This window comes from Rheinheimera pleomorphica (genome assembly GCF_011634895.1).
Taxonomy (GTDB): Bacteria; Pseudomonadota; Gammaproteobacteria; order Enterobacterales; family Alteromonadaceae; genus Alishewanella; species Alishewanella pleomorphica.
Genome location: NZ_SIRR01000003.1, coordinates 745092 through 770204 on the forward strand (window position 1 = coordinate 745092; position 25113 = coordinate 770204).

Consider the following 25113-nt stretch of genomic DNA (forward strand, 5'->3'; position numbering starts at 1 on the left):
CGTCGATGCCGGTTATTTTCAGATGATAAATTTGCGATATGTTTGCATTGCGCCTTTAAGGCACTATCTTTAAGAACGTTAATTATTCCTGCTTGTATAAATAACCGCTGTTCGTGCTGTGTTATTTGCTATTACCGCCGTTGCAGACTTAGGTGAAGCGACAGTATCACAGGCTGTTGCGTGGCCAGTCGTAAATTAACCCGATATGTATCGTTCACAGCCATGAGGGCTGTGTTGTGTGCGTTTGGCTGGAATAAATAAGATGATAGCGAAGACGTTGACGCAGTTAGCGGCGCAGTTAAACCGGTTTTTGCGGCAGAATTTTAAGCTGGATGAAGATATTGTACTGGTGTCGAACTTAAATGAGTCCGATGGCAGTGCCTGTACGCATATCAATAATAAGCTGGCGCTATTTCTGGTTGGCGTTGAAAAAGAAGCCGCTATCCGTAATAAACCCACACTCCCCGATACGGGTTTTAGCCGCAGTGCCAGCAGCGCGCCAGCACTGCATCTGAATTTATATATGATGCTGGCGGCCAACTTTAACGGCGCCAACTACAGCGATGCACTAACGTTGCTGTCGGCGTCAATCAGCTTTTTTCAGCGCAACCCGGTTTTTAGCCGGCAAAGTTTACCAGAGCTCGACCCGGCGATAGAGCAACTGACACTGGATCTGGAAAACCTCAGCATTCAGGATGCCAGTAATTTATGGGGCATGTTAAGCGGTAAATATCTGCCATCGGTGCTGTACAAGGTGCGGATGCTCAGCTTTGATGGCGCCGATATTTATGCGCAAAGTAGTTTGCTAAGCAAGCCGGTCAGCGACATAGGCAGCCGCTTATGAGCTATCTGCCATTATGCCAGCTGCACCTGCAGCATCATTACTTTAACAGCGGTTACCTGGCACAGGCGAAACTGCTCGCCTCAGCGGCTACAGTGCAAAAGCTGCACAATGCCCAGCTGGTGTTGAAAGCCACTAAGCAGGGCGCGGTGTTACTGCTGGACAGCTCGCGACGTGATATAGCCGCCGCCTGTTGTGAACCCGCTCTGACATTGCATTTTTTGTTGTACAGCACAGATAGCCGTTTTGGCAGTTATACCGAGCCGGTGTTGCCTTACGGGCAGCTGTGGTATTGCGACAGCCAGAACGTTGTGGCCGAGGGCAGCTTGCTGCGCTTACATCAACAGCCTGCACTAAGCAGCGCAGAGCTGATTAGTGCTGATGACAACCGGCTGCTATCTGTTATCGATCGGCGCCAGGCCAGTTTGCCACAGCTGGTGCTGGCGCTTCACATTAGCGGCGCTGAGATTAACGCGCTAAACGCCACCAATGCCCGCAATTATCTGCTCAAATTCGCCAGCCGCCAGACGTTGTGGCGTTACTACCTGGTGGGTGACAGCTTTAATGGCGCCCTGCAAATTCGCGATCTGAGCCAGCACAGTGCCGAACTTTTTGCCCGGCAGCAGGATGTCATGCTGGCCAATGGCCGCAAGGCGCAGGTGTTTGATTCTGTGAAGCCGCTCAGCCTGGCAGAGCAAAGCCCATATCGCTTTGCGTTGATTAGCCAGGATGGTGACAGTGAAAAAATTCTGATTAAACGGCTGCCGGTGGCAACGGCCGGGCAATCGGGCAACGCAGTAGTAAACGGAGTATCGCGACACCTGGCTGAAATATACCTTAATTACTAACCAGAAAGGATCTGATCATGGGGCAGATGAAAACGCCTGGCGTTTATATCGTAGAAAAAAATGCCTTTCCCAATTCAGTAGTGGAAGTGGCAACGGCAGTGCCGGCTTTTATCGGTTACACCGAAAAAGCACTGAACGGCACTAAATCTCTGACTAATCAGCCGATGCGTATCAGCTCAATGTCAGAGTTTCACAATTATTTTGGTTTTGCACCCACACCAATGTTCGGTTTAGCTGAGGCCACAGCGCCAGCTGACAACACCTTTAGCGTGGCCGGTAAAGCGTATCAGCTGAGCCATGACAGCGGCAAAAACCTGTTGTATTACGCCATGATGCTGTTTTACCAAAACGGCGGCGGGCCCTGTTATATCGTGTCGGTGGGCAATTATGCTGACGACGTCGAAGGCGCCAAGCTGATGGCCGGTATTGAGCAGTTGGTCAAAGAGCAGGAGCCCACCATGCTGGTGATCCCTGAAGCGGTGTTATTACCAGAGGATGATTGCATAGCGGTGCAACAAGCGGCACTGGCACATTGTGGCGGTAAGATGCGCAACCGGGTGGCCATCCTGGACGTCTGGCAGGGCTACAAACCACGCCAGCATCCAGAGGGCGACTGCATTGAAAATTTCCGCGGCAAACTGGGTATTAATTATCTGGATTTTGCCACTGCCTATTACCCCTGGCTTAATACCAGCATAGTGCAAGAGCGCGATCTCAGTTATCAGAACCTGACGCCGGCCGCGCTGTTACAGCAGCTGCTAAAACAGGAGCGCAACCTGCCTGACGAGCTACCCAAGTTGGCTGATACTGCCAGCGCGGCGGATAAATCCGCCCAGTTGAAACTGCAGCAGCAATTGGATGCCATTGCTGATATCAGCGCTGACTGGAGCCAGTTGGAGCAGGCCGAGCGCGTGGCCAAGCAGATGTTATTGCACAAAAGTTTAAAAGCCATCAGCCCGCTGTATAGCCAGCTGATTAGCCAGATGCGCGCCATGCTGAATTTACTGCCACCGGCCGCGGCGATGGCCGGTATTTACACTATGGTCGACAACACCAAGGGCGTATGGAAAGCACCGGCTAATGTCAGCTTAAGCGCAGTAGTATCACCGGCGGTCAATATTACCCATGACGAGCAGGAAGATTTAAACGTCAGTACCCAGGGTAAGTCGATTAATGCCATCCGCACCTTTATTGGCGAAGGTACCCTGGTCTGGGGCGCCCGCACACTGGACGGTAACAGCCTCGACTGGCGCTATATCAGTGTGCGCCGCACCATGATTATGCTGGAGGAATCCATCCGCCTGGGCACTAAGGCCTACGTATTTGAAAATAATACCGCCAGCACCTGGGTCACTATTAAAAGCATGATCCGCAATTTTCTTACCGGCATCTGGAAACGCGGCGGTTTAGCCGGTGCAACCCCGGAAGATGCGTTCAGTGTCAGCGTTGGCCTGGGAGAAACCATGACATCGGAAGATATTCTCGAGGGCATTTTACGGGTCACAGTGCTGGTGGCGCTGATCCGGCCGGCCGAGTTTATCGAGATCACCTTCCAGCAGCAGATGCAGAAGTCCTGATCATTCCAACAACAGATACTAATTTTGCAGATCACTAATTTTGCAGAGAAAGGAGCTTAAAAATGGCTGATGACGGTTCAACCCAATCAACCTCGGTGTGGCCCTTACCGAAGTTTTATTTTCAGGTGAAATGGGACTCAGAAGTGATGTCGTTCCAGGAAGTGTCCGGGCTGGATGTGGAAGCCCAGATCATTGAATACCGCGCTGGCGACAACCCGGTATTTTCTGCCACTAAGATGCCAGGGCTGAAAAAGTCCGGCAATGTGACGATGAAAAAAGGCGTGTACAAATCGGACAACAAGTTCTGGGCCTGGTTTAGCCAGATCAAGATGAACACCATTAAGCGTTTGCCGGTCACCATCAGCCTGCTGGATGAAGCCGGAGGCACCACTATGGTGTGGACGCTGACCAATGCCTGGCCGACCAAGATCACCGGTACCGATCTGAAGTCAGACGGCAACGAGGTGGCCATCGAAACCATCGAAATTGTGCACGAGGGCATCACTATTGATAACCCCTGACAGGTAAAACCCAATGACTGAGCAAACCGCGTATCCGTTACCGGCGTTTTACTTTCGGGTGAAGTTTGCCACTACCGGCGACAGTGCCGACACCGCCTTTCAGGAGGTGTCGGGCATTGGCGGCCAGATAGACACGGAAGAGATCACCGAAGGGGGCGAGAATCGCTTTGTGCACCGCTTACCCAAGGCAGTGAAATACAGCAACCTGGTACTGAAACGCGGCATTGCTGACATTAACTCTGAACTGGTGAAGTGGTGCCTGAAGGTCTTTGCCCATGGCTTAGACCGCGGTATTACGCCGATGACCATCATGGTTGAGCTGCTGGACAGTAACGGCCAGCCGGCGCGCAGCTGGTCTTTTGTTAATGCCTGGCCGGTCAGCTGGCAGGTGGAAGCCTTCAGTGCCAGCAAAAACGAAGTAGCAATAGAGAAACTCGAATTCAGTTATCAGTATATGTCAAGGGAGAGCTAAACCATGCCTATTGAAGTGAGCCGGCTGATTGTCAAAGCCACACTGCTGGAACCGGCAGAACCACCGGTCGCGGCGCAGCCGCTGCAAGGCGAAAGCTTACGCCAGTTAAAAGAAGAAATTTTGCAGGAATGCCAGCGCCTGGTTGAGCAGGCCCGCTTTGAGCAGAGGCCGCGCTGATGAGTGGCAGCAAAACCCTGCTCAGCATCAGTTGCTGTGACCATAATGGCCAACCGACCGGCGAAGGCCAGTTTCAGGCGCTGATTAACCCCGCCAGCCTGAACCATCAGCTGGGCATCAGTTACAACAGCGACAGTAGCGGCCATTTACCGATAGGCAAGTCGGCGGTGGAAAGCAAACTAAGCCAGTACCAGCAGGAAAAACTCAGTTTTGAACTGGTGTTAGATGGCACCGGTGTGGTGCCGGCCAGCGCGCCTACCGAAGTTAGCCAACAGGTGAAACAGCTAAAAAACGTGGTGTATCACTATGTGGGGGAAAAGCACGAACCCAGCATTGTCAAACTGCAGTGGGGCCAGAGCTTCAGCTTTATTGGCCGCTTAAGCAGTATGACACTGGACTATACCTTGTTTAAACCCGGAGGCGACCCACTGCGGGCGAAGATTAAACTGAACTTTGGCAGTTATATGTCAAACAAGCAGGAGGCGCTAAAAGCCGACCGGCAATCGCCGGATCTAACCCATCAGGTGCGGGTGAAAGCCGGCGATACCCTGCCATTGCTATGTTACCGTCAGTACCGCGACAGCAGTTACTACCTGGCGGTAGCCGCCTTTAACCAACTAGACAGTATCAGTGCACTTAAACCCGGCACGGTATTGTATTTTCCGCCGCTGAGGTAGCAGATGGTCAATTCTGTGCTGACAGGGGCCGAGGGCCCGGTAAGATTAACGATAAGCAGTGATGGCACGGCGCTCGCTGACAGCATCAGTGTGATCAGTATTGATATCACCAAGGCGTTAAACCGCATACCAGTGGCACTGCTGACCTTTAGCGATGGCGATATGCCGAATAAAGACTTTCCGTTATCTAATCAGGCGCAGTTAATACCCGGTGCCAAGTTGGTGTTGAAGTTGGGCTATGGCGACAACGAGCAGCAGGTGTTTAGTGGTGTGGTGGTAAAGCACAGCCTGAGTGTGCGCGGCAATAACCAGGCCGAGCTGATAGTGGAATGCCGTGATCCGATTTTTGCTGCCAGCCTAAGCCGCAACAATGCCAACTTTGTCGATATGAAAGACAGTGATATCTGGCAGCAACTGGCCGCTAACTACGGCGTAAGTTGCACGGCGACGGCCACCACCGAGCAGCACGCCGAGCTGGTGCAGTACTACTGCAGCGACTGGGATTTTATGCTGTTAAGGGCTGAAATTAACGGCATGCTGCTCAATGCCGATGATGGCAGCCTGAGTATAGCGCCGCCGGATGTCAGTAGCGATCCGGTATTAAAAGTGACCTATGGCGATGATTTACTAAGCTTTAACGCCAGCCTCGATGCCAGCCAGCAGTTTAGTACCGTTAACGCCGTCAGCTGGGATCCGGCCAGCCAGCAGGTACAGCAGCAAAGCGCCACACCAGACGCCTTTAGCGGCCAGGGTAATGTCAGCGCCGCTAATCTGGCCAGTGTTGCCAACCTCAAGCAGCAGCTGTTGCAATCTAATGCCCCCCTTAGCAGCGACAGCTTAACCAGCTGGGCCAGGGCGCAGCAACTGAAAGCGGCGTTAAGCCGTATTCGTGGCGAGCTACGTTGTCAGGGCTCGGCTTTATTAAAGCCCGGCGTGTTATTAGAGATAGAGGGGGTTGGCGAGCGCTTTAACGGCAAGGTGTTTGTCAGCCAGGTACGCCATATCGTCACTAATGGTGATTGGGTAAGTCAGGTCAGCTTTGGTATGTCGGCGCAGTGGTTTGCCCAAAGCAGCGATATCAGTGCGCCGGCGGCGGGCGGTATGTTACCCGGTGTCGATGGCCTGCAAATTGGTGTGGTACTAAAACTGGATGCCGATCCGGCCGGTGAACAGCGTATTCAGGTCAAGGTGCCGTTGCTGCAAGCGCAAACCGAAGGTGTTTGGGCGCGCTTGCTGAGTTTTTATGCCTCAGATGGCTTTGGCCAGTACTGTGTGCCCGAAATCGGCGATGAAGTGATTTTAGGCTATCTGAACTGCGACCCCTGCCATCCGGTGATCCTCGGTAGCCTTTATAGCAGCAAACGGCCTGCTGCTTATTCACATACCGCTGAAAACAATGTTAAAGCCTTTGTCAGCCGCAGCAAACTGACGCTGGAATTTGACGAAGAGAAGAAAAAAATCAGCATACTGACGCCGGCAGGTAACAAGGTGGTACTGGATGATGACAGTAAAAGCATCCTGTTGCAGGACCAAAACGGCAACAAGGTTGAACTGTCAGAAGCCGGGATCAGCCTGGATAGCCCGAAAGACATTAGCCTGAGTGCAAAAGGCAAAATCAGTTTACAGGCGGTCGGTAATATCGAGCTGGCGGCCCAGGCCGATTTTAGCGCTCAAGCGCTGAATATAGCGCAGGAGGCCAAGGTCGGGTTTAGCGCCAAAGGCAACGCCAGTGCCGAACTGTCGGCCAGCGGCCAGACCACGGTAAAAGGTGCCATGGTGATGATTAATTAACCTGCAACCCAATTAAGGAGCGCTTATGCCACCTGCTGCCCGTTTAACCGATATGCACCAGTGTCCGATGCAAACGCCGGGGTTACCGCCCATTCCGCATGTTGGCGGGCCGGTGGTGGGGCCCGGTGTGCCAACGGTACTGATTGAAAAGTTACCGGCGGCGGTGCTGGGCGATAACTGCGTTTGTGTCGGGCCACCGGACAGCATTATTAAAGGTTCGGCCACGGTGATGATCGGCGGTAAACCGGCGGCAAGACTGGGTGATAACTGTGCCCATGGCGGCACTGTGGTGATGGGCGCGGCAACGGTAATGATAGGAGGCTAAATGAAGCGCGACCAGCCGGATACTGCCTTTATCGGCCAGGGCTGGGCCTTTCCGCCCCGCTTTGAGGCACGTCAGCGTCAGGCCGGGATGGTCAGTGACGAGCAGGATATTGAGCAAAGCCTGCATATTCTGTTTTCTACCCGGCCCGGTGAGCGCGTAATGCAACCGGAATATGGCTGTGCCTTGCAGCGCTATGTATTTAGCGCGCTGGATGACCATGTGCTGGCCAATATTATTGCCGCCATTGAACACGCGGTACTGTTTTATGAGCCGCGCATCCGCTTGTTGGATGTTGTGCCGGATCTGACACAACTGTATGACGGCGTTTTGCTGCTTAAGCTTAGCTATCAGATCCGCAGCAGTAACAGCCGGCACAATATGGTTTACCCGTTTTATCTGCTGGAAGGCAGTGAGGTGTCATTGTGAGCCGGTTTGCGCCTTCTCGCCGGCACTGGCCTGCGGCGTATTACCGCGATGGCTTAAGTCGTCAGACGGCGCAGGCAAAGGCGCTGCAAGCCGGCTATTTTCAGCCGGATGAGCTGAATATCAATCAACTGATCAGCCTGCTGTCGGCCCTGGCCGCGCAGATCCGCTATGTGGGTGCTAGTGCCAACATGGGTGATAGTGCCAACATGGGGGATAGTGCCGACGCTGGCGATGCCGGCCCGCACAGCCAGGCCAACTGGCAGCCGTTGTTTGACAACAGTGAACTGGTGACGCTGGCGCAGATAGCTGCGGTGGACTGTTCGCTGTTGCAGCAAAACTGGCAGGGCTTAACACAGCAAGGGCAGCGCGCCCAGCGCAGTTTTGTGCAACAGCTGCTGCTGCAGCTCGACAACTGGTACCGGCAGCTATTGCAAGCCGGCTCTGCCCCGGCGGCTTTGCTGGCCGACCAACTCAGCACCAACTGGCAACAACATCTGGCAGCACTGCCAGCGTTACTGGCGGAAGCTGGCCCGACAACGGCGCACAGCTTATTTAAGCTGTCACAAACCAATGAGAAAACGGCTGCGGTATCGCTGGCGTCCTGTTGCAGTGCCGCGCTGCAGCTGCTGCGTTATCTGCAGCAGCAGTCGGCGCCGCGGCTGCAAGCGCTATGGCAGGACGGTGACACTGAGCCGGCGCTGGCGTTAGTGCTCAGTTTCTTAAAGCTGTATCAGCAGTCACAACAACGGCTGAACCGCGTTAGTCAGCGCCATCTGTGGTTTTACTATGATGACTGCCTGCAGATGCCGGCACTGGCACCGGCGCGGCAACAACTGTGGCTGAGCCTGTCGCTAAGCGCCCGGGCCCAGCCGGTGTTGCTGGAGGCAGACAGCCGCTTTAGCGCCGGTAATGACAGCAGCGGCACGCCGATACTGTTTCGCAACAGCCAGCCGCTGTGGCTCAGTAACGTTCAACTGCAGCAAATTTGCAGCGTCAGCTTACTGAGCAGCCAGCGTATTTCGCCCGAGCATGAGCTGGGCTTTGTCAGCCGCATGTACAGCAGTGTGCATCAGGTCAGCCCGGATAAGCCACTGGCGCTTTTTACCGCTGACGATAGCTGCCCGCGTTTGCCAGGCTTTGCCATAGTATCGCCGGTGCTGTTACTGACCGAAGGCGAGCGCAGCATTACTGTACAACTGCAGCTGGCGCTGAAGCAGAGTCTGGCCGCGGAATTTGACAGCCTGCCTGACAGCTTGCTGCAATGCCAGCGGCTGCAGGATTTTTACCCATTGTTCGGCCAGTTGTTTAGCTATTATCTGTTTGGCCCTGAGCAGTGGTTAACCGCACAGTACAAAGCACAATTGCTGGCTAAGGCCGCAGCGCTGTGTACATCGGCATCGGCCAGCCAGAGCCTGCAATGTATTACCCAATTGCTGCAGGACGATCGGATGACGCTGTTTTACCGTTACTGCAGTAATCTGTTTTTACTTAAGATCTCAACTGCCGACGGCTTTAGCACTATTGGCGAGTACCGTTTGCAGCCGCTGGCAACAGCGCAGCCCACCTTGCAGCTCAGTTGCCAGTTAAGCAGTAATTTTGCAGCTGTCACAGCCGATGACGAGGGCAGAGCGACACTACAAATTTTGCTGGATCCGGCGGCGAAACTCTGTGGTTACACGCTTTGTAGCCAGTTTGATCTGCTGTGCTGCAAGGTAGAGGTTGCCGTAACGGGCTTGCGGCAGTTAAATCTGACTAATCAGCTGGGACCGGTAGATAGCAGTAAACCGTTCTGGCCTTTCGGCCCGGTGCCGGCGCGCGGCAGCTATCTGTTGTTTAATCATGTCGAGTGGCAACACAAGCAATTGCAGCAACTGCAACTGCAGCTGAATTGGGCGCAGTTGCCTGATCACAGTACCGGCTTTGCCGGCTATTATGCCGGCTATGTCAGCGACGACCAGCAACCGCCGGCTAACCAGAGCTTTCTGGCGCAACTGGATGTGCTCGACGCTGGCCAGTGGCAGCCGTTAGCTGCACAAGCCGGTTCGGCAGCGGGCTGGCCGCTGTTTGCCTCAGCGCCAGACAGCGAGCGTTTACTCAGCCAGCAGCAATTAACCTTTAATGATGTGCGCGCTTTTCGCCTGGATACACCGCAGGCCGGGGCGGCTTATCACAGCTGTGCCAGCAGCGGTTTCTTCCGCTTACGGCTTAGCGCACCGGCGATGGCATTTGGCCACAGCCGTTATGCCGGCGCCTTAAGTGACACTATGCTGTATAACGCCCGGCATAAAAAGCCCAAACCGCTGCCACAGCCACCTTATGTGCCACAGCTCGCCAGCCTGAGCCTGAATTACTGCGCCAGTACGACTATTGATACCCGCCAGGATCCGGCGCCGGGTAAGCGCGATCTGCTGTTGCAGCTTTACCCTTTTGGTCAGCGCCAGAGCTACCCGTCTGCCCAGCGCAGTGCTGTGTCGTTAGTGCCGTATTTTGCCCATCAGGCCTATGTTTGCTTTGGTCTGACCGGCATAGCGCAGGGCGGCCGGCTAAGCCTGTTATTTGATATTGAAGCGGCACGCGGCAGCAGCGATACGGTAGCGCAGGATGCACTGCACTGGCAGTACCTGCATAACGACAGCTGGCAGAATTTACCGAAGCAGGCACTGGTGGCAGACAGCAGCTATGGCCTGACCTGCAGTGGTATGCTGGTACTGCAGTTACCCCAGCCACTGCAAACCAAGCATCAGTTAATGCCAACCGGTATGGCCTGGCTGCGGGCATGTTGCCCGGCGCATAGCCGCAGTTATGGCCGCTTGCGGCGGGTGCTGACTAATGCCGTGGCGGTAGAAGCGCTCGACGTTGCGCATCAGCTAACGGAGGCGCAGCTGGCCGCCACCGCTCAGCTGCAGTGGCAATGCCAGCAAAAAATAGTCGGCCTTGATGCTATCAACGCGGTCATTCCCTGGCAGGCCGCGCAAAACCCTGAATCGCCGGATGATCGGGTGCAGCGCATTGCCCAGCGTTTAAGCCATAAGCAGCGCGCCTGCACCGCGCACGACTTTGAACGCCTGGTGCTGCAGGCCTTTCCACAGCTTGGCAAAGTTAAATGTTTTGCCAACGCCAGTACCCAACCCGGCCAGGCTGGCGCCGGACGGCTGCTGCTGGTGGTGCTGGCGGCCAAACCTTGTTGTGCGCATGATCCCTGCAATAAGCATCTGGTCAGTGGTGAGCTGCTACGGCAGATTAAACACTATGTCAGGGCTCTGGCGTCGCCTTTTGCTCATGTTGAAGTGGCTAATCCGGGGTTTGAGCAGCTACAGGTGCGTTGTGCGGTAAAGCTTAACAACGCAGCGCGGCAGGGCGATGGTATCCAGTTATTGCAACGTGAGCTGGCCGATTACTTGTGCCCCTGGACAGCGGACAGCCCGCTGGCCCGTTTTGGCTGGGAGCTCAGGCCACAACTGGTGCAATCCTTTATCCGGCAGCGGCCTTATGTGGAATTTGTCACCGACTTTTCGCTGCTGCATATCAGTGATTTGGGCAGCCGGCGCTATGGTATGCAGGACAGTGCCTGTTTTAGTGCCGCCGAGCAGCTGGTGCTGACGCCGGTAAAACCCTGGCATTTGCTGCAACCGGCCAGCAGCCATGCGCTCACCCTGCTTAGTCAACGCGAAACGGTGGTAGCCCAGCCGACCGGCATTGGCGAGCTGGAAATAGGCCAGACTTTTATCATTTCGCAGGAAGCAGGCGATGGCTAAACGTAACCGTGATACGCTGAAAAATTTCTTTCGTGACGGCGCTATGCCTTCGGCGCGTGAGTTTGCTGATCTGATTGACTCATCATTAAATACCCTGGAGGACGGTTTTGATAAATCGGCCAGTAATGGCTTTGAAATCACGGTGCTGGGTAAACATACCGAGCTGTTAAGTTTCTTCCGAGACAACCTGAGCGAACAGCCACTGTGGCAGCTGCGCTTTGATCAGCACAGTAATGCACTGCAGTTTAAACCGCTTAGCGGCGCAGCCACCCTGACCATTACGCCACAGCAGCGGGTGGGTATTGCCACCGCCAAGCCGCAAAGTACGCTGGATGTCGCCGGTGTGCTGACGCTGCAGGGGCAGCGGGGGTACCAGCCAAATGGCAAAGCGCAAATTCCTGCCGATGGCCAGTGGCATGATATCAGCGGCCCGCTGCAGGGCTGTCAGGCGTTCGATGTGATGGCCGGTACCGGCAACCAGGGCAGCGGCAATTATGCGCTACTTAGAGCCACCGCCCTGAACACCTTTAACCCGCGCGGCTGGTGGTTTAATTTTCTCAATCTGAAAAAACGCATCCGGGTGCAGCAGGCGTACTATTTAAACCGGCGTAGCAAATTGCAGTTGCGCTGGCAGGGGCTGGCCGATGACAGCTACTGCCTGCAACTGCGCTCGCGCACCGATTTAGGCAGCGATATCCGCATCAGCTACTTTTTAACCCGGCTCTGGTTTGATGAACATATGAGCCAGTGCTGGCAGGCGGTGGATCTCAGCGCTGGCGGCGCAACAGACGGCGCTGGCAGCGAAGGTGGCGACAATGAGCGCTGACAGCACCGGGCCGGCGCTGGCGCGGCGGCAAAGCGGACAGCCCGACCGCTTTAATCAGTTAAAACAACAGGCGCTGGCCGACATAGTGCAGCTGGCCGCTAAGCGCTGGACCGATTATAACCTGCATGATCCCGGCATTACGCTGTTAGAGCAGCTGTGTTTTAGCTTAACTGAGCTGGAGTACCGCTGTGATTTTAACATTGAGGATTTATTAACCTCGGCGCACGGCGAAATTGATTATCAGGCCTTAGGCCTGGTGGCGCCGCAGCATATTCTCAGCTGCCGGCCGACCACCGCAGAGGATTATCGCCGCTACCTGCTCGATTGCCTGCCCCAGCTGGCGGATATTCATTTATTAACCGATAAGCTGACCGGGCTGTACCGGGCGGTGGCCGTCGCGGCCGACAGCAGCCAGACGTCAGAGCAGCTTAAGGCCGCTATCCGCCGCTGTTACAGTGCCCGGCGTAATCTGGGCGAGCAGCTGGGCGAGATTGAACTGCTACAGCCATTGGCGTGCCAGCCCGAAGCAAAGCTGCAGATCCACGCCGCGGCTGATCCGGTCGAGGTTGTCGCCGAGCTGTACTACCGCTGCCGTCAGCTATTGCAGCAAAGCAGCGAGCGGCAAAGTTATGCTGAGCTGTTAGCGCAGGGGCTAAGTTACGCGCAGTTATTTACCGGCCCGCTGACACCGGGCGGTGTATTAGCGCACTGTGCGCAGCAAAACAGTGTGCAGCTGGAGGCGTTTTTTCAACCGCTACAACATATTGACGGGGTTGAGCAGCTGCTGCAATTTGCGCTGCGCTGCGATAATCAGCTGTATTACGACAGCCTGCCATTACAGCAGGGGTTGGCACTGTATTGCCTGGCGCTGCCAGAGTCTGGCAGCAGTAACGCCATAAGCCTGTATCTGGGCGATAAACGGGTCAGTGTCGGGCAAGAAGCCGTGGTGCAGCGCTACCAGCAAAAGATCTTTCATCAGTACAGCCGCTGGCAGCTGGAGCCCGACCGGCTGTGTCCGCTACCACAGGGGCGTTACCGGCCGCTGGCGCACTATCACACTTTACAGCAGCTGTTACCGGTTAACTATGGGTTGCAGCAAAATCCGGCCCAGTTGCTCAGTGCGCAGTGGCAGCTAAAAGGCTATTTGTTACTGTTTGAACAACTGCTGGCCAATTTTCTGGCCCAGTTACAGCAGTTACCGGCGCTGTATTCGCCAGATAATCTTAACCAGAGTTATTACTTTCAACTACTTAACGACAGCCAGCTCAGCGGCGTCAACCGGCTTTATGCTGAAGATATGGCCACACAGCTAACGGCGGTTTATCAGCAGTTTGACAATGTGCTGGCGCGTAAACACCGGCTGTTGGACTATCTGTTAGCACTTTATGGTGAAAGCCTGAACCAGCACAGCCTGCAGCATTATGACTATTATCACAGTGCGCACAGCGGCGCAGTGCGGCGGCTACAGCAAAAAGTACGCTACCTGAAGAAAATAGTGGTGATGACACGCGACAGGGTGGCGGCACCGGATCATTATGCGTCGCTGTGGCGCGATGCCATCGGCGGCTTTGTGCAAAAGCAGGCGCTGCTGCTGGATTTAGGCCAGACCGCACAGTCGCTGACCACTGCTGTGTTGCGCTATAAACTGCGGCTTAGCAGTAAGCGACAGTTGCAAAGCCTGTACCTGGACGAAACCCGCGCCGATGGCCTGCTGCAGCCGGTACCGGCCATTCGTTTACCTTTTGCGCCAGACAGCCGCCGTGCACGGCGCCGGCTGGCCGCTGCGGTCTGTTTGCAGGGCGACACCGTGCCGCAACAAGTGTTGCAAAGCGGTATTAACCTCAGTCATTACCGCATCAGCCAACAGGGGCAGGATTATCAGTTATTGCTTAAGGTCGCGCACAGTCAGCACGATGAGTGGTGGCTGTGTGGCAGTTTTCGCCAATACCGCGGTGCCGTTATTCTGGCCAATTGTTTAAGCCGGTTTTTATGCCAGCTCAGTTATCAGTCCGAGGGGCTGCATGTGATTGAGCATCTGCTGTTGCTGGCGGCAAAAAGCCAGGCCAGGGTGCCGGCGTCATTTTATAACGGCCAACTAACAGTACTGTGCCCAAACTGGACAGCCCGTTTTGCCGATCCTGGCTTTCAGCGGTTGGTAGCAGAAAGCGTGCAGCTAAATTGTCCGGCGCATTTAGATTGTCAGGTGCTGTTTATCAGCTTTGAGCGCATGCACCGCTTTGAGAGGCTGTTTAAGTACTGGCGCAGTGCGGTAAAAGCCGGACAGCCACTGCAAGACAGTGCCACTGCGCTGGTGCAGTACCTGTATGCGCTGCGCAAAGCGGCCGGGTTGGAGGGCGGCGATGCATCGGCTGACTGAAATTGAACTGGATTTTAACTGCAGCAGCCTTAACCGGGCGCAGTGGTTTAATGCCAGCGCCGAGCACTTGTTACAGCATGAGCTGCTGCCGGTGGCGCAGCAGGTATTGGACGAGTTTGATCTGCCACAGCAGGTACAGCTGGCCGAGATCAGTCTGCAATTGCCGCCGCTGTGTCTGCCAGCCGATCGCTACCTGCTGCAGCAGAGTTTCCGCCAGGCGCTGCGCACCCAGCTGTGGCTACCGCTACCCGGTGCAACAGACAGCCAGCACTCAGATGCTTTAAGCGCGGCGATGCGCAGCGAGCTTATCCGCGCGTTTACTGCCGCCGACAGTCAGGCCTTGCTGGCGCAGTGGCCGCTGTACCTGAAGTATGCCGCTGAACTAGTGGCCATCTTACGTCAGCTGGCGGCGCAGGGGGATATCTGTAGCCAGCTGGCGTTTGGTCTAAGCAGCCAGATGCTGGCACAACTGGTGCAATTGCTGGCACCTGGCGAGCAGCGTTTTATCCTGCAACTGATGGCGCAGCCTCAGCTATTTACCGCCGCGGCGCCTATTTCGCCACAGCTGCGGCACAGTGAGCGCCTGTTAGCGGCGCCGGCACTGCGCCAGCGCCAGCGGCATTTGTGGCAGTTAAGCCTCAGTTATCTGCTGGTTGACCGTGGCAGCCGCTTTAACCGGCAAAGTTATCTGCATTATTTGCTACAACGCATGGCGGCACACGACAATATCTCCTTGCAGCAGTTAGTACAGCATATGCTGCAAACCCTGGCCGACAGCCAGCGTTATTTTGCCGCGCAAAGCCCGTTATTATTGCAGCTAACAGCGTTATTACTCCCTCTGCTGCCGAGTAACCAATCAGAGCTGCGACAGCGCCGTTTGCCACAACACCAGGCACCACAACACCAAGCGGCACAGCACAGGGGGCCTGCGCCGGCTTATGTCAGTCAGCGCTTAGATTTGCCGTTGGCACTATTACCGTCGGTAACACGCCAGCGAGCATCGACAGCGGTTACCGTCTGGCAACAGTTGCTGGCGCTGCTGCGCCAACAGCGGCTGACCGTGGCACAGCAGCGTCAGCTGAATGTGCAGTTGCAACGGCTGCTGCAGCAAAACTCCAGTCTGTGGCTGGACAGCATGCGGCTGCAGCTGCAGCGTGACGGCATATTACCGGTGCTGGTGGATTACACCCAGCCGCAATTGCTGCAGCGTTTGTTTCAGCAGTTGCAGGCGGCCAGTGTCGCGGCGATGACGCCTTATATCGGCCTGCTGCAGCACGCCTTGTCTGCCATCAGTTTGCCGTTACCGCTATTGCACCGGGCCTGCTGGCAGCCGTTACTGCAGGCAGCGTTGCAGCGCCAGCCACTGACACTGGAGATTTTACTTGAGCAGCTGCATTTGTGGTTAAGGGCAAAAACCGGGGCTTTAGCGGCACGGCGCATTTTGCAGCAACTGGCTGCGCAGTTGCAGGGGGACAGCACGAGCGCTGCGTCTGCACCGGCGCTACAGCAGGGGCAGGCCGGTCAGCTGGCGCGGTTATGGCAGCACATACACTGGCAACTGGCGGTCAGCTCGCCCTGGACCAGCCCGATACAACCGTTGCCGCTACAGCAACGGCCGCTGGCGCTTAAACAAGCTCCGCTGGCGCTTGGCCACACACTGCAGCTGCACAAGGTGCCGCAGCTGGCCACAGCGCCGCTGGCTGTACAAATGCTAACTCTACTGCTGGCTGCACTGCCGGCACAGGCGCACAGCCGGGCGCAGGTGATTTGTCAGCAGTTGTGTGTACGCTACAACTTGCCAGTGCCCGAAGCTGCTTTAGCATCAATAGCGAAAAACGATGCGACGCTCACGCTGTGGACTGAAAGCGTGCCAACTGCAGCAGAGCCACGGGGCGCGGTTACTGGCTCAGCAAATGCTGAACCGGTAACAGCTGGCAACGCTGGCGCCAGCTTGCTGGCCGGCGCGTTATTGCAGCAACTGGCACAGGCGCTGGCGCCGGATAGCCGCAGCGCATTTTACCGCATGCTGCAACGCCAACTGGCAAAGCAGCCGGCGCTGTTAGCCCGCCTGGTGCTGCTGCGTCAACTGCGCCAGTTATTGCAGTTGGCCGGCGTCAACGCAGCAGCAGGGCAGGCCGCTGTGCCTGGCCACAATTCAGCTGCAGTAGCACAAGCCACAACCTTTACGGCTAAGGCAGTGCAGCCCGCTGCTACTGTGGTGATGGCAGAGACAAAGGCGGCACAACAGGCAAACCCGCTGCGGGCCCGCCCGGCGGCAGGACAGCCTGAACAGGCACAGGCGGGGCAGCAGGACACAGATAGCGCACTAAGCTGGCAACCGGTGATTAACGCTGGGCTGGTGCTGACGGCGCCTTATTTACCGCTATTGTGGCAGCGACTTGGCTATCTGCAGGGGCCGCGCTTTGCCAGCGTGCAACAGGCCTGGCAGGCTTGTGCGCTGCTGCACTATATGGCCAGCGGCGACACAGGGGCTGCGCCGCATGATTATTGGCAGCAGTGGCGCCTGGCGATGCTGCTAAACGGCTGTGAGCCACCCTGTCCAGCCGGGATGGATCTGCAAGTAACCGATAGCGCTTGTGAACTGGCCGACAGTTTACTGACCGGTATTATTGCGCAGTGGCCCAAGCTGGCGAACAGCTCGGTCAGTACGCTACGCGAGTGCTTTTTACAGCGCAGTGGCAGCCTGTGTCAGCTTGGTAATGGCTCCGGCTGGCAGCTACAGCTGCAAAGCGGGCCCTATGATATGTTACTGGATGGCTTGCCCTGGTCGTTTTCACTGATCCGCTATCACTGGATGCAAGGAGAGCTATATGTTCACTGGCGCGGCTAAGCTTACGGCAGCAACCACACAGAGCAATGCGCAGTGTTTACAGCGCGAGCTGCACTGGCTGGCACAGTGCATTGAACTGCGGCTACACAGCTATTTTCAGCAGCAAGCGCTGGATTTACTGCGCCAGGCACCACCGCCTGCGCTGCAGCCGTCGCAAGGCAGCTATGCCAGCTTTGTCTGTCAACGCCAGCTTAGTGTTAATGAGCGCTTACTGCTGCTGCTGGCGCTGGCACCGCATCTGCAGCCGCAGCTGCTGGACAGTTTTTTTGTCCGCAACGACAATCTGGGCCGCAGCTTTACCGAGTTTGGCGGCGCGGCAACCAAGCAGCACAGTGGTTTTTTACCCAGTGCTGAAACGGCGGCCTTTTTGCTGGCGGGGGCCGATTTGGCGCTGCGCTTAGATGTGATGCAGTTGCTACAGCCAGAGCAGCCGCTTCGGCGCGACAACATTATTCAGCTGCAGCACGACAGCGCCGATGAGCCGTTTTTAAGCGCCCGGTTGTGTGTCAGTGCCGAGTATCTGCAGCTGTTTATCAGCGGCACCCGGCAAAAGCCGGATTACAACAGTTATTTTCCGGCGCGGCTGTTAACCACGCCACTGGGCTGGCAGGATTTAGTGCTGCCGGGGGCGTTAATGGCAGAAATTGCTCATATCACCGGCTGGCTGGAGCACCAGCACACGCTGATGCAGCAATGGCAACTGAGCCGCAGCATAAAGCCGGGTTACCGCGCTTTGTTTTACGGCCCGCCCGGCACCGGCAAAACGCTGACCGCCGCCTTAATTGGCCAGCAAACCGGTGCCGATGTCTATCGCATAGATCTGTCGGCGGTGGTGTCCAAATACATTGGCGAAACCGAAAAAAACCTGGCGGCGGTGTTCGACCAGGCGCAGGCGCGGCACTGGATTTTATTTTTCGATGAAGCCGATGCCTTATTTGGTAAACGCAGCCAAACCAGTAACAGTAACGATCGTTACGCCAACCAGCAGGTGTCTTATTTGCTGCAGCGCATTGAAGACTTCCCCGGCGTGGTGCTGTTGGCATCCAATCTGAAAGCCAATATCGATGAAGCCTTTGCCCGCCGTTTTCAGGCCATGCTGTACTTTCCGCTGCCCGATGTATCAGAGCGCTTGCAGCTGTGGCAGCGCATTTTAGGCAGTGGTGTGGCGCTATCCGCCGATGTTGATCTGGTGTATCTGGCGCATGAGTTTGAACTGTCAGGCGGCGCTATGACCAATGTGGTGCGTTATGCCGCTATCGCGACCTTATTACGTGGCGATAAGGCGCTGCGACAGGATGATTTGCTGCAGGGCATCAGCCGCGAGCGGCGCAAAGAAGGAATGATGGTATGACAGCATTTACCGGCCACTGGCTGCAAGTTATCAGTGTGATGCTGCTGTTATTGCCAGCCACTGCTGCGGCGTCTGCGCCAGAGCGCGTTAGGGTAAGCGGCTATTACCAGCTGACAGAGGCCGATCTGGCGACGCTTGCAGCGCGGCAGGCCATTATTGATGCGGTAGCAGCGCTTAAAGGCCAGCTGTTTACTGAGCGTTATCAGCTGGTCAATACGCTGCAGCCGTTACTGCGGCCAATAAAACGGCCTTCAACAGATTATGCAGCATTACTGATCAGCACTGAGCCACTATCGTCTGATGCAGCCGCTGCAGAGCCAGTGGCAGACACCAGTGCAGCAGAACATAGCGCTGCAGAAAATACTGCTGCAGAGAATACCGCGACAGCAGTTAGCGCCGCTGCCGCAGCGCCGGCCATGCTCTATGGCATTGACAGCGATGGGCTGGCGCAGTGGCAGCAACTGCCCGAGGTGGCCAGCTTACCCGAGGCGCAATTGCAGCAACTGGCGCCATTAGCCGGGCAGATTTTTCTGACTGAGGCGATGTTTGGCGTGGCGCTTGATAGCATCGGTTTTGCTGGCGCAACGACGGACGTGCCGATAACCACCGCAGAGCAAAGCCGCTTACGCCAGCTGGTGTTCGACAATGGCTTTAAAGCCGGAAAGTGGCAGCCCGAGTCGGCGCAGCCGCTGCAATGGCAGGCCAGCGCCGAGTGTGGCTGTGCCGCGCAAATTGTTAAGCAAGAGCGCTTTACCAATTTTAGCTATGGTCTGGTGCCGTACTGGCAAACACAAACCACTGAAATCGCCTTTGTTAATTTTAACCGTATTGGGCTGTTTGGTTTTACTCTGGGGAAAGACAATAAGCTGTTGGCGCCACCAAACTGGCAAAACAGCCGGCACTTTAATGGCTTTATTAATCTGGCACAGGCGCACAACACTTACCTGGATCTGGTGGTTAGCGGTTTTGACCGCATCAGTTATCAGCCGCTGGCACTGGATAATTTGCGTGCTGCACTGGTTACACAGCTAACCACACCGATGGACGGTTTTGCGCTAAATAACCTGCAACCCTGGCTCAGCTTTGGTTTAAGCGCCAGGCGTACCCTGGCTGATGGTGTGACGTTTGATTTGAATTTAGCCAACCTGACCGAGGCTGAGCAGCTTAACTTTATCAGTTTTTTACGCCAGTTAAGGGCCGATCTTAACCTGGGTGCCGAGGCAGCCAACACCGACAAGTACTTTATTAATTTAAAAGTGCCGGCCAGTGCAGTGTTAACGGCGGCTTTACCGGCTTATCAGGCCATGCAGGCTGAAAAGTACCGCAGTGACACTATATACGCACCGGATAAGCTGGCGACACTGGCACCGCTGGTCAATTTACTGCTGGTAAGGTTTGACGCTGACGTGATGGCAGCACAGCAGTTAACACCGCAGTTAGCCGCGCCGGATAAGGCGCAGGCTGCTTATCCGTTTCGACGGCAAATGAAGTCACTAAAAACGGCTATTGATAGCATGCCCAGCGCCGATGCCGCGACCATGCTGCTGGAAAAAATGTTGCCGCTGTTTGAGATACTGCCACTGGAGCAAAGCGGCCAGTTAAGCCTGCAGGATTTGGCCAATGATCTGACCTACGCCAACTGGAATTTCAGTGGCGCGGCGTTTTGGGCGTTACCGCTAAGCGCCGGGCAATATCAGGTGGTTAATCAAGCGTTTACTGTAGCGCCGGCCTATCAGTATCAGCAGCTGCTACAACAAGTGTGTGATGAAGTGTGCCCGAAACGCTGGTTCTGGCGCCTGGTACTGGCCTCGCTGTTAATCGCCGTAGCCAGCCTGTATCTGCTGGCGACCTTGCTGTATTACCCGCTGCTGCGCTACCTGGAGCATCCGCTGCTGCTGTACGGTGCGCCTTTGTTGTTTGCTATCGGCTTGCTGCTGATTTTATCTTGTGACCCCTACTGGCATCAGTTTCAGTCGCTTATATTACTGGCGGTACTGGCACTGGTACTGCTGGGCTTTATGCTATACCGCCGTATGCAGCAGCGGCGCCAACATTACCCTTAACTATGAGTAGAAGCGTCTACACTTAACACGTTTAACCTGCCGCAGTTCTGGCACAGCAAAAGGATACTCACGATGAAATTTGCTAAAGGCCGTACTCAAGCTGCTGTAAAGCCGCAGCCTGCGCCCACCTCTGGTGCCGCCAGCGCGGCACTGCAACAAAGCCCGTTATTACGCCAGCAGGCCGCGCAGTTAGTGGCGATTCGCCAGGGCGCACAGCAGCTGCTACAGCGTAAACAGCCAGATGGCGCGGTTAGCCAGCAAATGGGCCTGGAAGAGGAAGAGCCGCTACAGGGCAAGTTTGCTGTTTTGCAGCAGGCGGCGTTAGAGGAAGAAGAACCGCTACAGGGCAAGTTTGCTGTTTTGCAGCAAGCGGCGTTAGAGGAAGAAGAGCCGCTACAGGGCAAGTTTGAGCCTGCGACTGTCAGTCAGCGTCAGGCAGAGGCCAGCAATAATACCGGTATGCCTAATCAGCTAAAAAGCGGCATTGAATCTTTGTCCGGCTACGCGATGGATGACGTAAAAGTGCATTACAACTCGGCTAAGCCAGCACAAATGCAAGCGCATGCCTATGCTCAGGGTACCGATATTCACCTGGCACCGGGGCAGGAGCAACACCTACCGCACGAAGCCTGGCATGTAGTGCAGCAAAAGCAGGGCAGGGTAAAGGCCACTACGCAGCTTAAAGGCGAAGCGATAAATGATGATCCGGGGCTGGAGCATGAAGCGGATGTCATGGGCGCTAAGGCGCTGCAGAGCAACGGGGGCCAAACGACTCAATTACAGGCCATAGCAAGCCAATCCCAGGCTGTAGTTCAACGCCTATCTCATGAATACTATGACAGAGCCGAACTTAGGTATTCTGGTCGGGCGTTTGCGCATATGTCGCAAGGTGAATTGGAACAATATTTATGGGATAACCAATCACAAATAGTGGTTGGGCAGAATCAAACAATTTTAATTGGCGGAGGCCTAAGAACAGGATATGCCGTAAACGGTAATATAAGTTACAACTGCACCTATGATGAACGCGCAGGACGGCACATCATATACGTATATCATGCACATGCAGCTGGCCGAATGGGATAAGGGGCTCAAGGGGCAGCGCTTTGGCGAAGTCAGGCCATTTACTGACTTCGCATAAAGCATTTTAGCTCAACTTTTTGCTGAAAACCTAAACATCTTCCCGGTCATTAATGGTCTCCAGTACATTTTGGTACATCATCAAGTCGTTAGCTATTTCGATAGCGTCATCGGACTCTGGATCAAGGATAGCCTTACGTTTAAGCATATCAGCCATGGTTTTCCTGACAGAGGTTCTGATAAGCCTGAGTTCCATTACGCTAAACATTGTCTACAACCTTTTGAAATTAATTAATGTGTACAGCATGTTTGTCTGCCCACTCCGACAGCTTTTTCTTCAAGGTAGATTTTTGCATATCGAACAGAGCATTGCTCAACCAAGTTGAATTATCTTGTTTACCATTAACTATCTAAGTTTAATTTAAATTTACACAAAATAAACAAATTGCTGTTGTTAGACGAAATTTCGGTTAAAGTAGATGGGTTTTAACTTATATGCAACAAGAGGGAGCTGGCATGAAAACAGATAAAGATTTCTATATTACTGATATCAAACAGATAGAACGGGATCTATATCGTAACGGCAATGCTGATAAAGCAAAATTCACTAACAAAGATGGTAATATACGTCCACAAGATTCATAGCTGGTAACGGACCCATTAACTGGCATTATCTATGTGCTGCCGTCACACGCTGGTGTATCAGAAAGTGATGTGTTCGATGGTGGAAAATACAGATGGAAAATAAAGGCTGGTTCGTTAATACCATCTGGATTGTCTATTGCAATAGACTTAATAACACCTGGCCATGTTCACATCATTGCTAATCGACGAATGAAGCAAAGTGAATACATCCTGCTACTGGAAACTATGTTTGAGAAAGCGGAAAAAATTACTAACATAGCAGCCGAAACTCAGCTAAATAAAATTAAACTTGCCGGAAAAAGGGCTTAAAAAATGACATCTGAAAATATATCAGTGAACTGGTCAGATACCATTGTAATGTTTAACTCGCTGCTGCGGAGTATTGAGCAGTTAAGAGCACAAATTGACGCTGACATTCTCGATGATGATGACCTGTTTGACGCTGAAGAAGAGCTCAATGACTATCTGACACTGCTGGCTAGACTGCGGAAAAAATACACAGAGTTAACAGATAAAGGAGAGTTACCAGCTGCGTTGATCAATAAATTTAATGCTTTGGCTTAACGTTCTTTGGTAAAACAGGTAATTCAGCTTTAATGGAGACAGCTGTTTAGCAACTAATAAAACAACGCCCAGTCACTGATAACCGCCATTAGTAGCCAGGTTTTACCTCGGGGTTTGCTAATAGTGCAAGCTCCTTGAGGGAATACTGCTCAAAGTTTGAAGAGACAATTAACTTATTGAGTTCCTTCATCGCTGCTAGCTCTAAAATCATTCCCGGCTCTCCGGTGAACCCCATTTTTTCTATGTTCTTTATGAAATCTTTGACCAGATACATATTGTCAAATTCTTCATCACTGATACGATCTATATCCAAGTCAAACTCTTCGCAAGCATCCAAAAGCAGGCATACCGGCCATAAATCAATTGCAATTAGACGCTTACCTTTATGCATCCCGAGTGGGCCATCGATAAGTCTCGATCCACAACTTTTGCAATGCGCTTCATAGGCCAATAGGTCTTTCACAGGATAAAGATTTTTCTCATTGCAACATTCACATTTTGTTGGGAAAGGATCGATAAATTTCATCTGATTACCTAGTAGTAACGCCGCGCTCACCGGAACGTTTTGCGGAGAGCGTTTTTGTGAAAAAATGAAGCGCAGCGAAATGCACAAAAACGAACGTAGTAAAATGTTTCCGCGTGCAGCTTTTTGTTATGCATTACAAGCCCTGCCAGTCCATATAAGCAACAATTGCACCGTCTTGCTTGGGCTGCTTTGTTGCTGCCTGGTTCCACTTCCGAATTAGTTCCAAGTCATAAGCTGCTTTGGCAATTGCTATGGCCATGTTCGAGCAGTATTGCGAAAACGATGGATTACAGCTTTTAAGTAGAGATAAGGCCTCTTCATCTCGATGTAGATCTAGTAGAACAGCTGCATAGTTATTTATGAACAAAGGTGTGCTTTCACCATTTTCATATGCAACCCGACACACTGATACAGCTTTTTCTAGTGATTCAATAAAGTCATCATAGTTATTCCATGCTTTTTGATGAAGTTTATTTATCTCTTCAGTAACAGTCATATTTCAGATCCATTTTTTGCATAGACGCCCGGCTTGGGGGCGGACTTGTAGCCGCGAAGCGGCGGAGAGGCCGTCCCGGCCCCGAAGGGGCGGCAACAGCCGTTTGTTATGTAGTGGCACTGTTGTATTTGAAGCGAACATGCAAAACGCCGTCTTTCTCGTATTTCGAAACCTTAGCCGAAAGGCTGGCCGAAGCTTGAGGCTCTCGATTGTTTGCCAGAAATTTCGCCAGTGACTTCTTACCAATGATCGCATCCCAACTGTGATTCCGGCCTGCCACTGAAGCCAGATAGCGCTTACCCGCCAAGTGCTTGAATACGTCGCTCAAACTGGAATCGCAGGGAAGCTTGAAGCTGTATGAATGCGGTGCATCGACGTCATCACCCATGCACACGCTGTCCCGTTCCACTTTAATCAGATACTCATCCATAACTTAATCCAACGCTTTGCTAATTGGCTGCCGCAGCGTAGCGTAGGCAGTCCAGTGGAGGCCATGTTGTTTGTGGCCGGAACGAAATTAACCTTGTTAGGTTTCAAATTTTGAACAAAACCCAAAACATTACATAGCCAGCATAAGCAGCCACAGTAAATGGTATAGTAGCTATAACTTTCTCGTTCAAAAACCCTGAAAACTCATAAGCCTTTCCCCAAAAACGGATCTCTGCGCTCTGTGATTTTACATAGTCTTTTGCAACCAGGTACTCGTGTAACTCAAAATAAGAGATGTTCTCTAAATAACTTAAAGAGAAATAAGAGAACCTCCCGATCAGAGTTGGTACTGCAAACAGCACGAGATAAAAAATGCCGATGTATTTTAATATGTTGAATGGGTCCACTTGCTACCTAGACATAATGACTCCCCACGAGGTGCTGACCTCCAGGAACGTGGGTTAGCTTTGCAGCCAGAGCCATACTGTATTTGTT

General features: G+C 53.8%; 24 protein-coding genes. 20 read left to right on the forward strand and 4 right to left on the reverse strand.

Annotation, left to right across the window (positions count from 1 at the left end; translation table 11 throughout):
• Nucleotides 1-262: 262 nt before the first annotated feature.
• The 17 genes from EYB30_RS04640 to EYB30_RS04720 all read left to right on the forward strand — a co-directional run bounded on the left by EYB30_RS04640 (nucleotide 263) and on the right by EYB30_RS04720 (nucleotide 21964).
• The gene (locus EYB30_RS04640; RefSeq protein ID WP_166837575.1) at nucleotides 263-844 is read left to right on the forward strand and encodes a Pvc16 family protein; all 582 of its coding nucleotides are present in this window, start codon (nucleotides 263-265) and stop codon (nucleotides 842-844) included.
• Entirely contained in the window at nucleotides 841-1689 is an 849-nt protein-coding gene (locus EYB30_RS04645) for a hypothetical protein (RefSeq protein WP_166837577.1), read from the forward strand. The genes EYB30_RS04640 and EYB30_RS04645 overlap by 4 nt, the downstream gene beginning before the upstream one ends.
• A gap of 17 nt (nucleotides 1690-1706) precedes the next feature.
• Entirely contained in the window at nucleotides 1707-3266 is a 1560-nt protein-coding gene (locus EYB30_RS04650; protein WP_166837579.1) for a phage tail sheath C-terminal domain-containing protein, read from the forward strand.
• 62 nt (nucleotides 3267-3328) lie between these two features.
• A complete protein-coding gene (locus tag EYB30_RS04655; RefSeq protein ID WP_008222127.1) occupies nucleotides 3329-3787 on the forward strand; it encodes a phage tail protein in 459 nt (152 codons plus the stop codon).
• A gap of 13 nt (nucleotides 3788-3800) precedes the next feature.
• Entirely contained in the window at nucleotides 3801-4259 is a 459-nt protein-coding gene (locus tag EYB30_RS04660; RefSeq protein ID WP_166837581.1) for a phage tail protein, read from the forward strand.
• Nucleotides 4260-4262: 3 nt separating this feature from the next.
• On the forward strand, nucleotides 4263-4436 hold the full coding sequence (locus EYB30_RS04665) for a DUF5908 family protein (RefSeq protein ID WP_166837583.1): 174 nt from the start codon (nucleotides 4263-4265) through the stop codon (nucleotides 4434-4436).
• Nucleotides 4436-5113: a LysM peptidoglycan-binding domain-containing protein gene (locus EYB30_RS04670; protein ID WP_174978723.1), complete on the forward strand. Its 678-nt coding sequence runs from the start codon at nucleotides 4436-4438 to the stop codon at nucleotides 5111-5113. The genes EYB30_RS04665 and EYB30_RS04670 overlap by 1 nt, the downstream gene beginning before the upstream one ends.
• Nucleotides 5114-5116: 3 nt before the next feature.
• Nucleotides 5117-6904, forward strand: coding sequence for a type VI secretion system tip protein VgrG (gene vgrG / locus EYB30_RS04675; protein WP_166837585.1), 1788 nt, complete (start codon nucleotides 5117-5119; stop codon nucleotides 6902-6904).
• Between the two features lie 25 nt (nucleotides 6905-6929).
• The gene (locus tag EYB30_RS04680) at nucleotides 6930-7229 is read left to right on the forward strand and encodes a PAAR domain-containing protein (protein WP_008222115.1); all 300 of its coding nucleotides are present in this window, start codon (nucleotides 6930-6932) and stop codon (nucleotides 7227-7229) included.
• The gene (locus tag EYB30_RS04685) at nucleotides 7230-7655 is read left to right on the forward strand and encodes a GPW/gp25 family protein (protein WP_166837587.1); all 426 of its coding nucleotides are present in this window, start codon (nucleotides 7230-7232) and stop codon (nucleotides 7653-7655) included. It abuts the gene before it with no gap.
• Entirely contained in the window at nucleotides 7652-11410 is a 3759-nt protein-coding gene (locus EYB30_RS04690; RefSeq protein ID WP_166837589.1) for a baseplate J/gp47 family protein, read from the forward strand. Before EYB30_RS04685 ends, EYB30_RS04690 begins: the two co-directional genes overlap by 4 nt.
• The gene (locus EYB30_RS04695; RefSeq protein WP_174978724.1) at nucleotides 11403-12236 is read left to right on the forward strand and encodes a hypothetical protein; all 834 of its coding nucleotides are present in this window, start codon (nucleotides 11403-11405) and stop codon (nucleotides 12234-12236) included. The genes EYB30_RS04690 and EYB30_RS04695 overlap by 8 nt, the downstream gene beginning before the upstream one ends.
• Entirely contained in the window at nucleotides 12226-14613 is a 2388-nt protein-coding gene (locus EYB30_RS04700; RefSeq protein WP_166837591.1) for a hypothetical protein, read from the forward strand. Before EYB30_RS04695 ends, EYB30_RS04700 begins: the two co-directional genes overlap by 11 nt.
• Nucleotides 14597-17464 carry a contractile injection system tape measure protein gene (locus EYB30_RS04705; RefSeq protein WP_166837593.1) on the forward strand — a complete coding sequence of 956 codons (2868 nt, stop codon included), beginning with the start codon at nucleotides 14597-14599 and terminating at the stop codon, nucleotides 17462-17464. The genes EYB30_RS04700 and EYB30_RS04705 overlap by 17 nt, the downstream gene beginning before the upstream one ends.
• Nucleotides 17445-18815, forward strand: coding sequence for an ATP-binding protein (locus EYB30_RS04710; protein WP_166837596.1), 1371 nt, complete (start codon nucleotides 17445-17447; stop codon nucleotides 18813-18815). The genes EYB30_RS04705 and EYB30_RS04710 overlap by 20 nt, the downstream gene beginning before the upstream one ends.
• Complete coding sequence (locus EYB30_RS04715; protein ID WP_166837598.1) at nucleotides 18812-20878, forward strand: hypothetical protein; 2067 nt, start codon at nucleotides 18812-18814, stop codon at nucleotides 20876-20878. Before EYB30_RS04710 ends, EYB30_RS04715 begins: the two co-directional genes overlap by 4 nt.
• Nucleotides 20879-20950: 72 nt before the next feature.
• A complete protein-coding gene (locus tag EYB30_RS04720; protein ID WP_206674560.1) occupies nucleotides 20951-21964 on the forward strand; it encodes an eCIS core domain-containing protein in 1014 nt (337 codons plus the stop codon).
• Between the two features lie 85 nt (nucleotides 21965-22049).
• On the opposite strand, the gene EYB30_RS18730 is transcribed toward EYB30_RS04720, so the two are convergent.
• The gene (locus EYB30_RS18730; protein ID WP_277816723.1) at nucleotides 22050-22175 is read right to left on the reverse strand and encodes a hypothetical protein; all 126 of its coding nucleotides are present in this window, start codon (nucleotides 22173-22175) and stop codon (nucleotides 22050-22052) included.
• A 299-nt stretch (nucleotides 22176-22474) separates the two neighbouring features.
• On the opposite strand from EYB30_RS18730, the gene EYB30_RS18735 reads away from it, so the two are divergent.
• Genes EYB30_RS18735 through EYB30_RS04730 form a run of 3 tightly spaced genes read left to right on the forward strand, consistent with a single transcriptional unit; the run spans nucleotide 22475 to nucleotide 23167 of the window.
• Nucleotides 22475-22603, forward strand: coding sequence for a hypothetical protein (locus EYB30_RS18735; protein WP_277816724.1), 129 nt, complete (start codon nucleotides 22475-22477; stop codon nucleotides 22601-22603).
• Nucleotides 22604-22636: 33 nt separating this feature from the next.
• Nucleotides 22637-22912, forward strand: a complete 276-nt coding sequence (locus EYB30_RS04725; RefSeq protein ID WP_166837600.1) for a hypothetical protein — start codon at nucleotides 22637-22639, stop codon at nucleotides 22910-22912.
• Nucleotides 22913-22915: 3 nt separating this feature from the next.
• The gene (locus EYB30_RS04730; protein WP_166837603.1) at nucleotides 22916-23167 is read left to right on the forward strand and encodes a hypothetical protein; all 252 of its coding nucleotides are present in this window, start codon (nucleotides 22916-22918) and stop codon (nucleotides 23165-23167) included.
• 88 nt (nucleotides 23168-23255) lie between these two features.
• On the opposite strand, the gene EYB30_RS04735 is transcribed toward EYB30_RS04730, so the two are convergent.
• The 3 genes from EYB30_RS04735 to EYB30_RS04745 form a co-directional block, all read right to left on the reverse strand.
• Complete coding sequence (locus tag EYB30_RS04735) at nucleotides 23256-23693, reverse strand: hypothetical protein (RefSeq protein ID WP_166837605.1); 438 nt, start codon at nucleotides 23691-23693, stop codon at nucleotides 23256-23258.
• A gap of 133 nt (nucleotides 23694-23826) precedes the next feature.
• Complete coding sequence (locus EYB30_RS04740) at nucleotides 23827-24189, reverse strand: hypothetical protein (protein WP_166837607.1); 363 nt, start codon at nucleotides 24187-24189, stop codon at nucleotides 23827-23829.
• 106 nt (nucleotides 24190-24295) lie between these two features.
• A complete protein-coding gene (locus EYB30_RS04745; RefSeq protein WP_166837609.1) occupies nucleotides 24296-24619 on the reverse strand; it encodes a hypothetical protein in 324 nt (107 codons plus the stop codon).
• Nucleotides 24620-25113 lie beyond the last annotated feature (494 nt).

Coding starts and splice junctions, on each gene's coding strand:
- EYB30_RS04715 (WP_166837598.1), top strand. CDS start 18,812: ATGACAGCATTTACCGGCCACTGGCTGCAAGTTATCAGTGTGATGCTG.
- EYB30_RS04740 (WP_166837607.1), bottom strand. CDS start 24,189: ATGACTGTTACTGAAGAGATAAATAAACTTCATCAAAAAGCATGGAAT.
- EYB30_RS04670 (WP_174978723.1), top strand. CDS start 4,436: ATGAGTGGCAGCAAAACCCTGCTCAGCATCAGTTGCTGTGACCATAAT.
- EYB30_RS04695 (WP_174978724.1), top strand. CDS start 11,403: ATGGCTAAACGTAACCGTGATACGCTGAAAAATTTCTTTCGTGACGGC.
- EYB30_RS04685 (WP_166837587.1), top strand. CDS start 7,230: ATGAAGCGCGACCAGCCGGATACTGCCTTTATCGGCCAGGGCTGGGCC.
- EYB30_RS04730 (WP_166837603.1), top strand. CDS start 22,916: ATGACATCTGAAAATATATCAGTGAACTGGTCAGATACCATTGTAATG.
- EYB30_RS04650 (WP_166837579.1), top strand. CDS start 1,707: ATGGGGCAGATGAAAACGCCTGGCGTTTATATCGTAGAAAAAAATGCC.
- EYB30_RS04735 (WP_166837605.1), bottom strand. CDS start 23,693: ATGAAATTTATCGATCCTTTCCCAACAAAATGTGAATGTTGCAATGAG.
- EYB30_RS04745 (WP_166837609.1), bottom strand. CDS start 24,619: ATGGATGAGTATCTGATTAAAGTGGAACGGGACAGCGTGTGCATGGGT.
- EYB30_RS04645 (WP_166837577.1), top strand. CDS start 841: ATGAGCTATCTGCCATTATGCCAGCTGCACCTGCAGCATCATTACTTT.
- EYB30_RS04640 (WP_166837575.1), top strand. CDS start 263: ATGATAGCGAAGACGTTGACGCAGTTAGCGGCGCAGTTAAACCGGTTT.
- EYB30_RS04710 (WP_166837596.1), top strand. CDS start 17,445: ATGTTCACTGGCGCGGCTAAGCTTACGGCAGCAACCACACAGAGCAAT.
- EYB30_RS04655 (WP_008222127.1), top strand. CDS start 3,329: ATGGCTGATGACGGTTCAACCCAATCAACCTCGGTGTGGCCCTTACCG.
- EYB30_RS04665 (WP_166837583.1), top strand. CDS start 4,263: ATGCCTATTGAAGTGAGCCGGCTGATTGTCAAAGCCACACTGCTGGAA.
- vgrG (WP_166837585.1), top strand. CDS start 5,117: ATGGTCAATTCTGTGCTGACAGGGGCCGAGGGCCCGGTAAGATTAACG.
- EYB30_RS04705 (WP_166837593.1), top strand. CDS start 14,597: ATGCATCGGCTGACTGAAATTGAACTGGATTTTAACTGCAGCAGCCTT.
- EYB30_RS04700 (WP_166837591.1), top strand. CDS start 12,226: ATGAGCGCTGACAGCACCGGGCCGGCGCTGGCGCGGCGGCAAAGCGGA.
- EYB30_RS04660 (WP_166837581.1), top strand. CDS start 3,801: ATGACTGAGCAAACCGCGTATCCGTTACCGGCGTTTTACTTTCGGGTG.
- EYB30_RS18735 (WP_277816724.1), top strand. CDS start 22,475: ATGAAAACAGATAAAGATTTCTATATTACTGATATCAAACAGATAGAA.
- EYB30_RS04680 (WP_008222115.1), top strand. CDS start 6,930: ATGCCACCTGCTGCCCGTTTAACCGATATGCACCAGTGTCCGATGCAA.
- EYB30_RS18730 (WP_277816723.1), bottom strand. CDS start 22,175: ATGGCTGATATGCTTAAACGTAAGGCTATCCTTGATCCAGAGTCCGAT.
- EYB30_RS04720 (WP_206674560.1), top strand. CDS start 20,951: ATGAAATTTGCTAAAGGCCGTACTCAAGCTGCTGTAAAGCCGCAGCCT.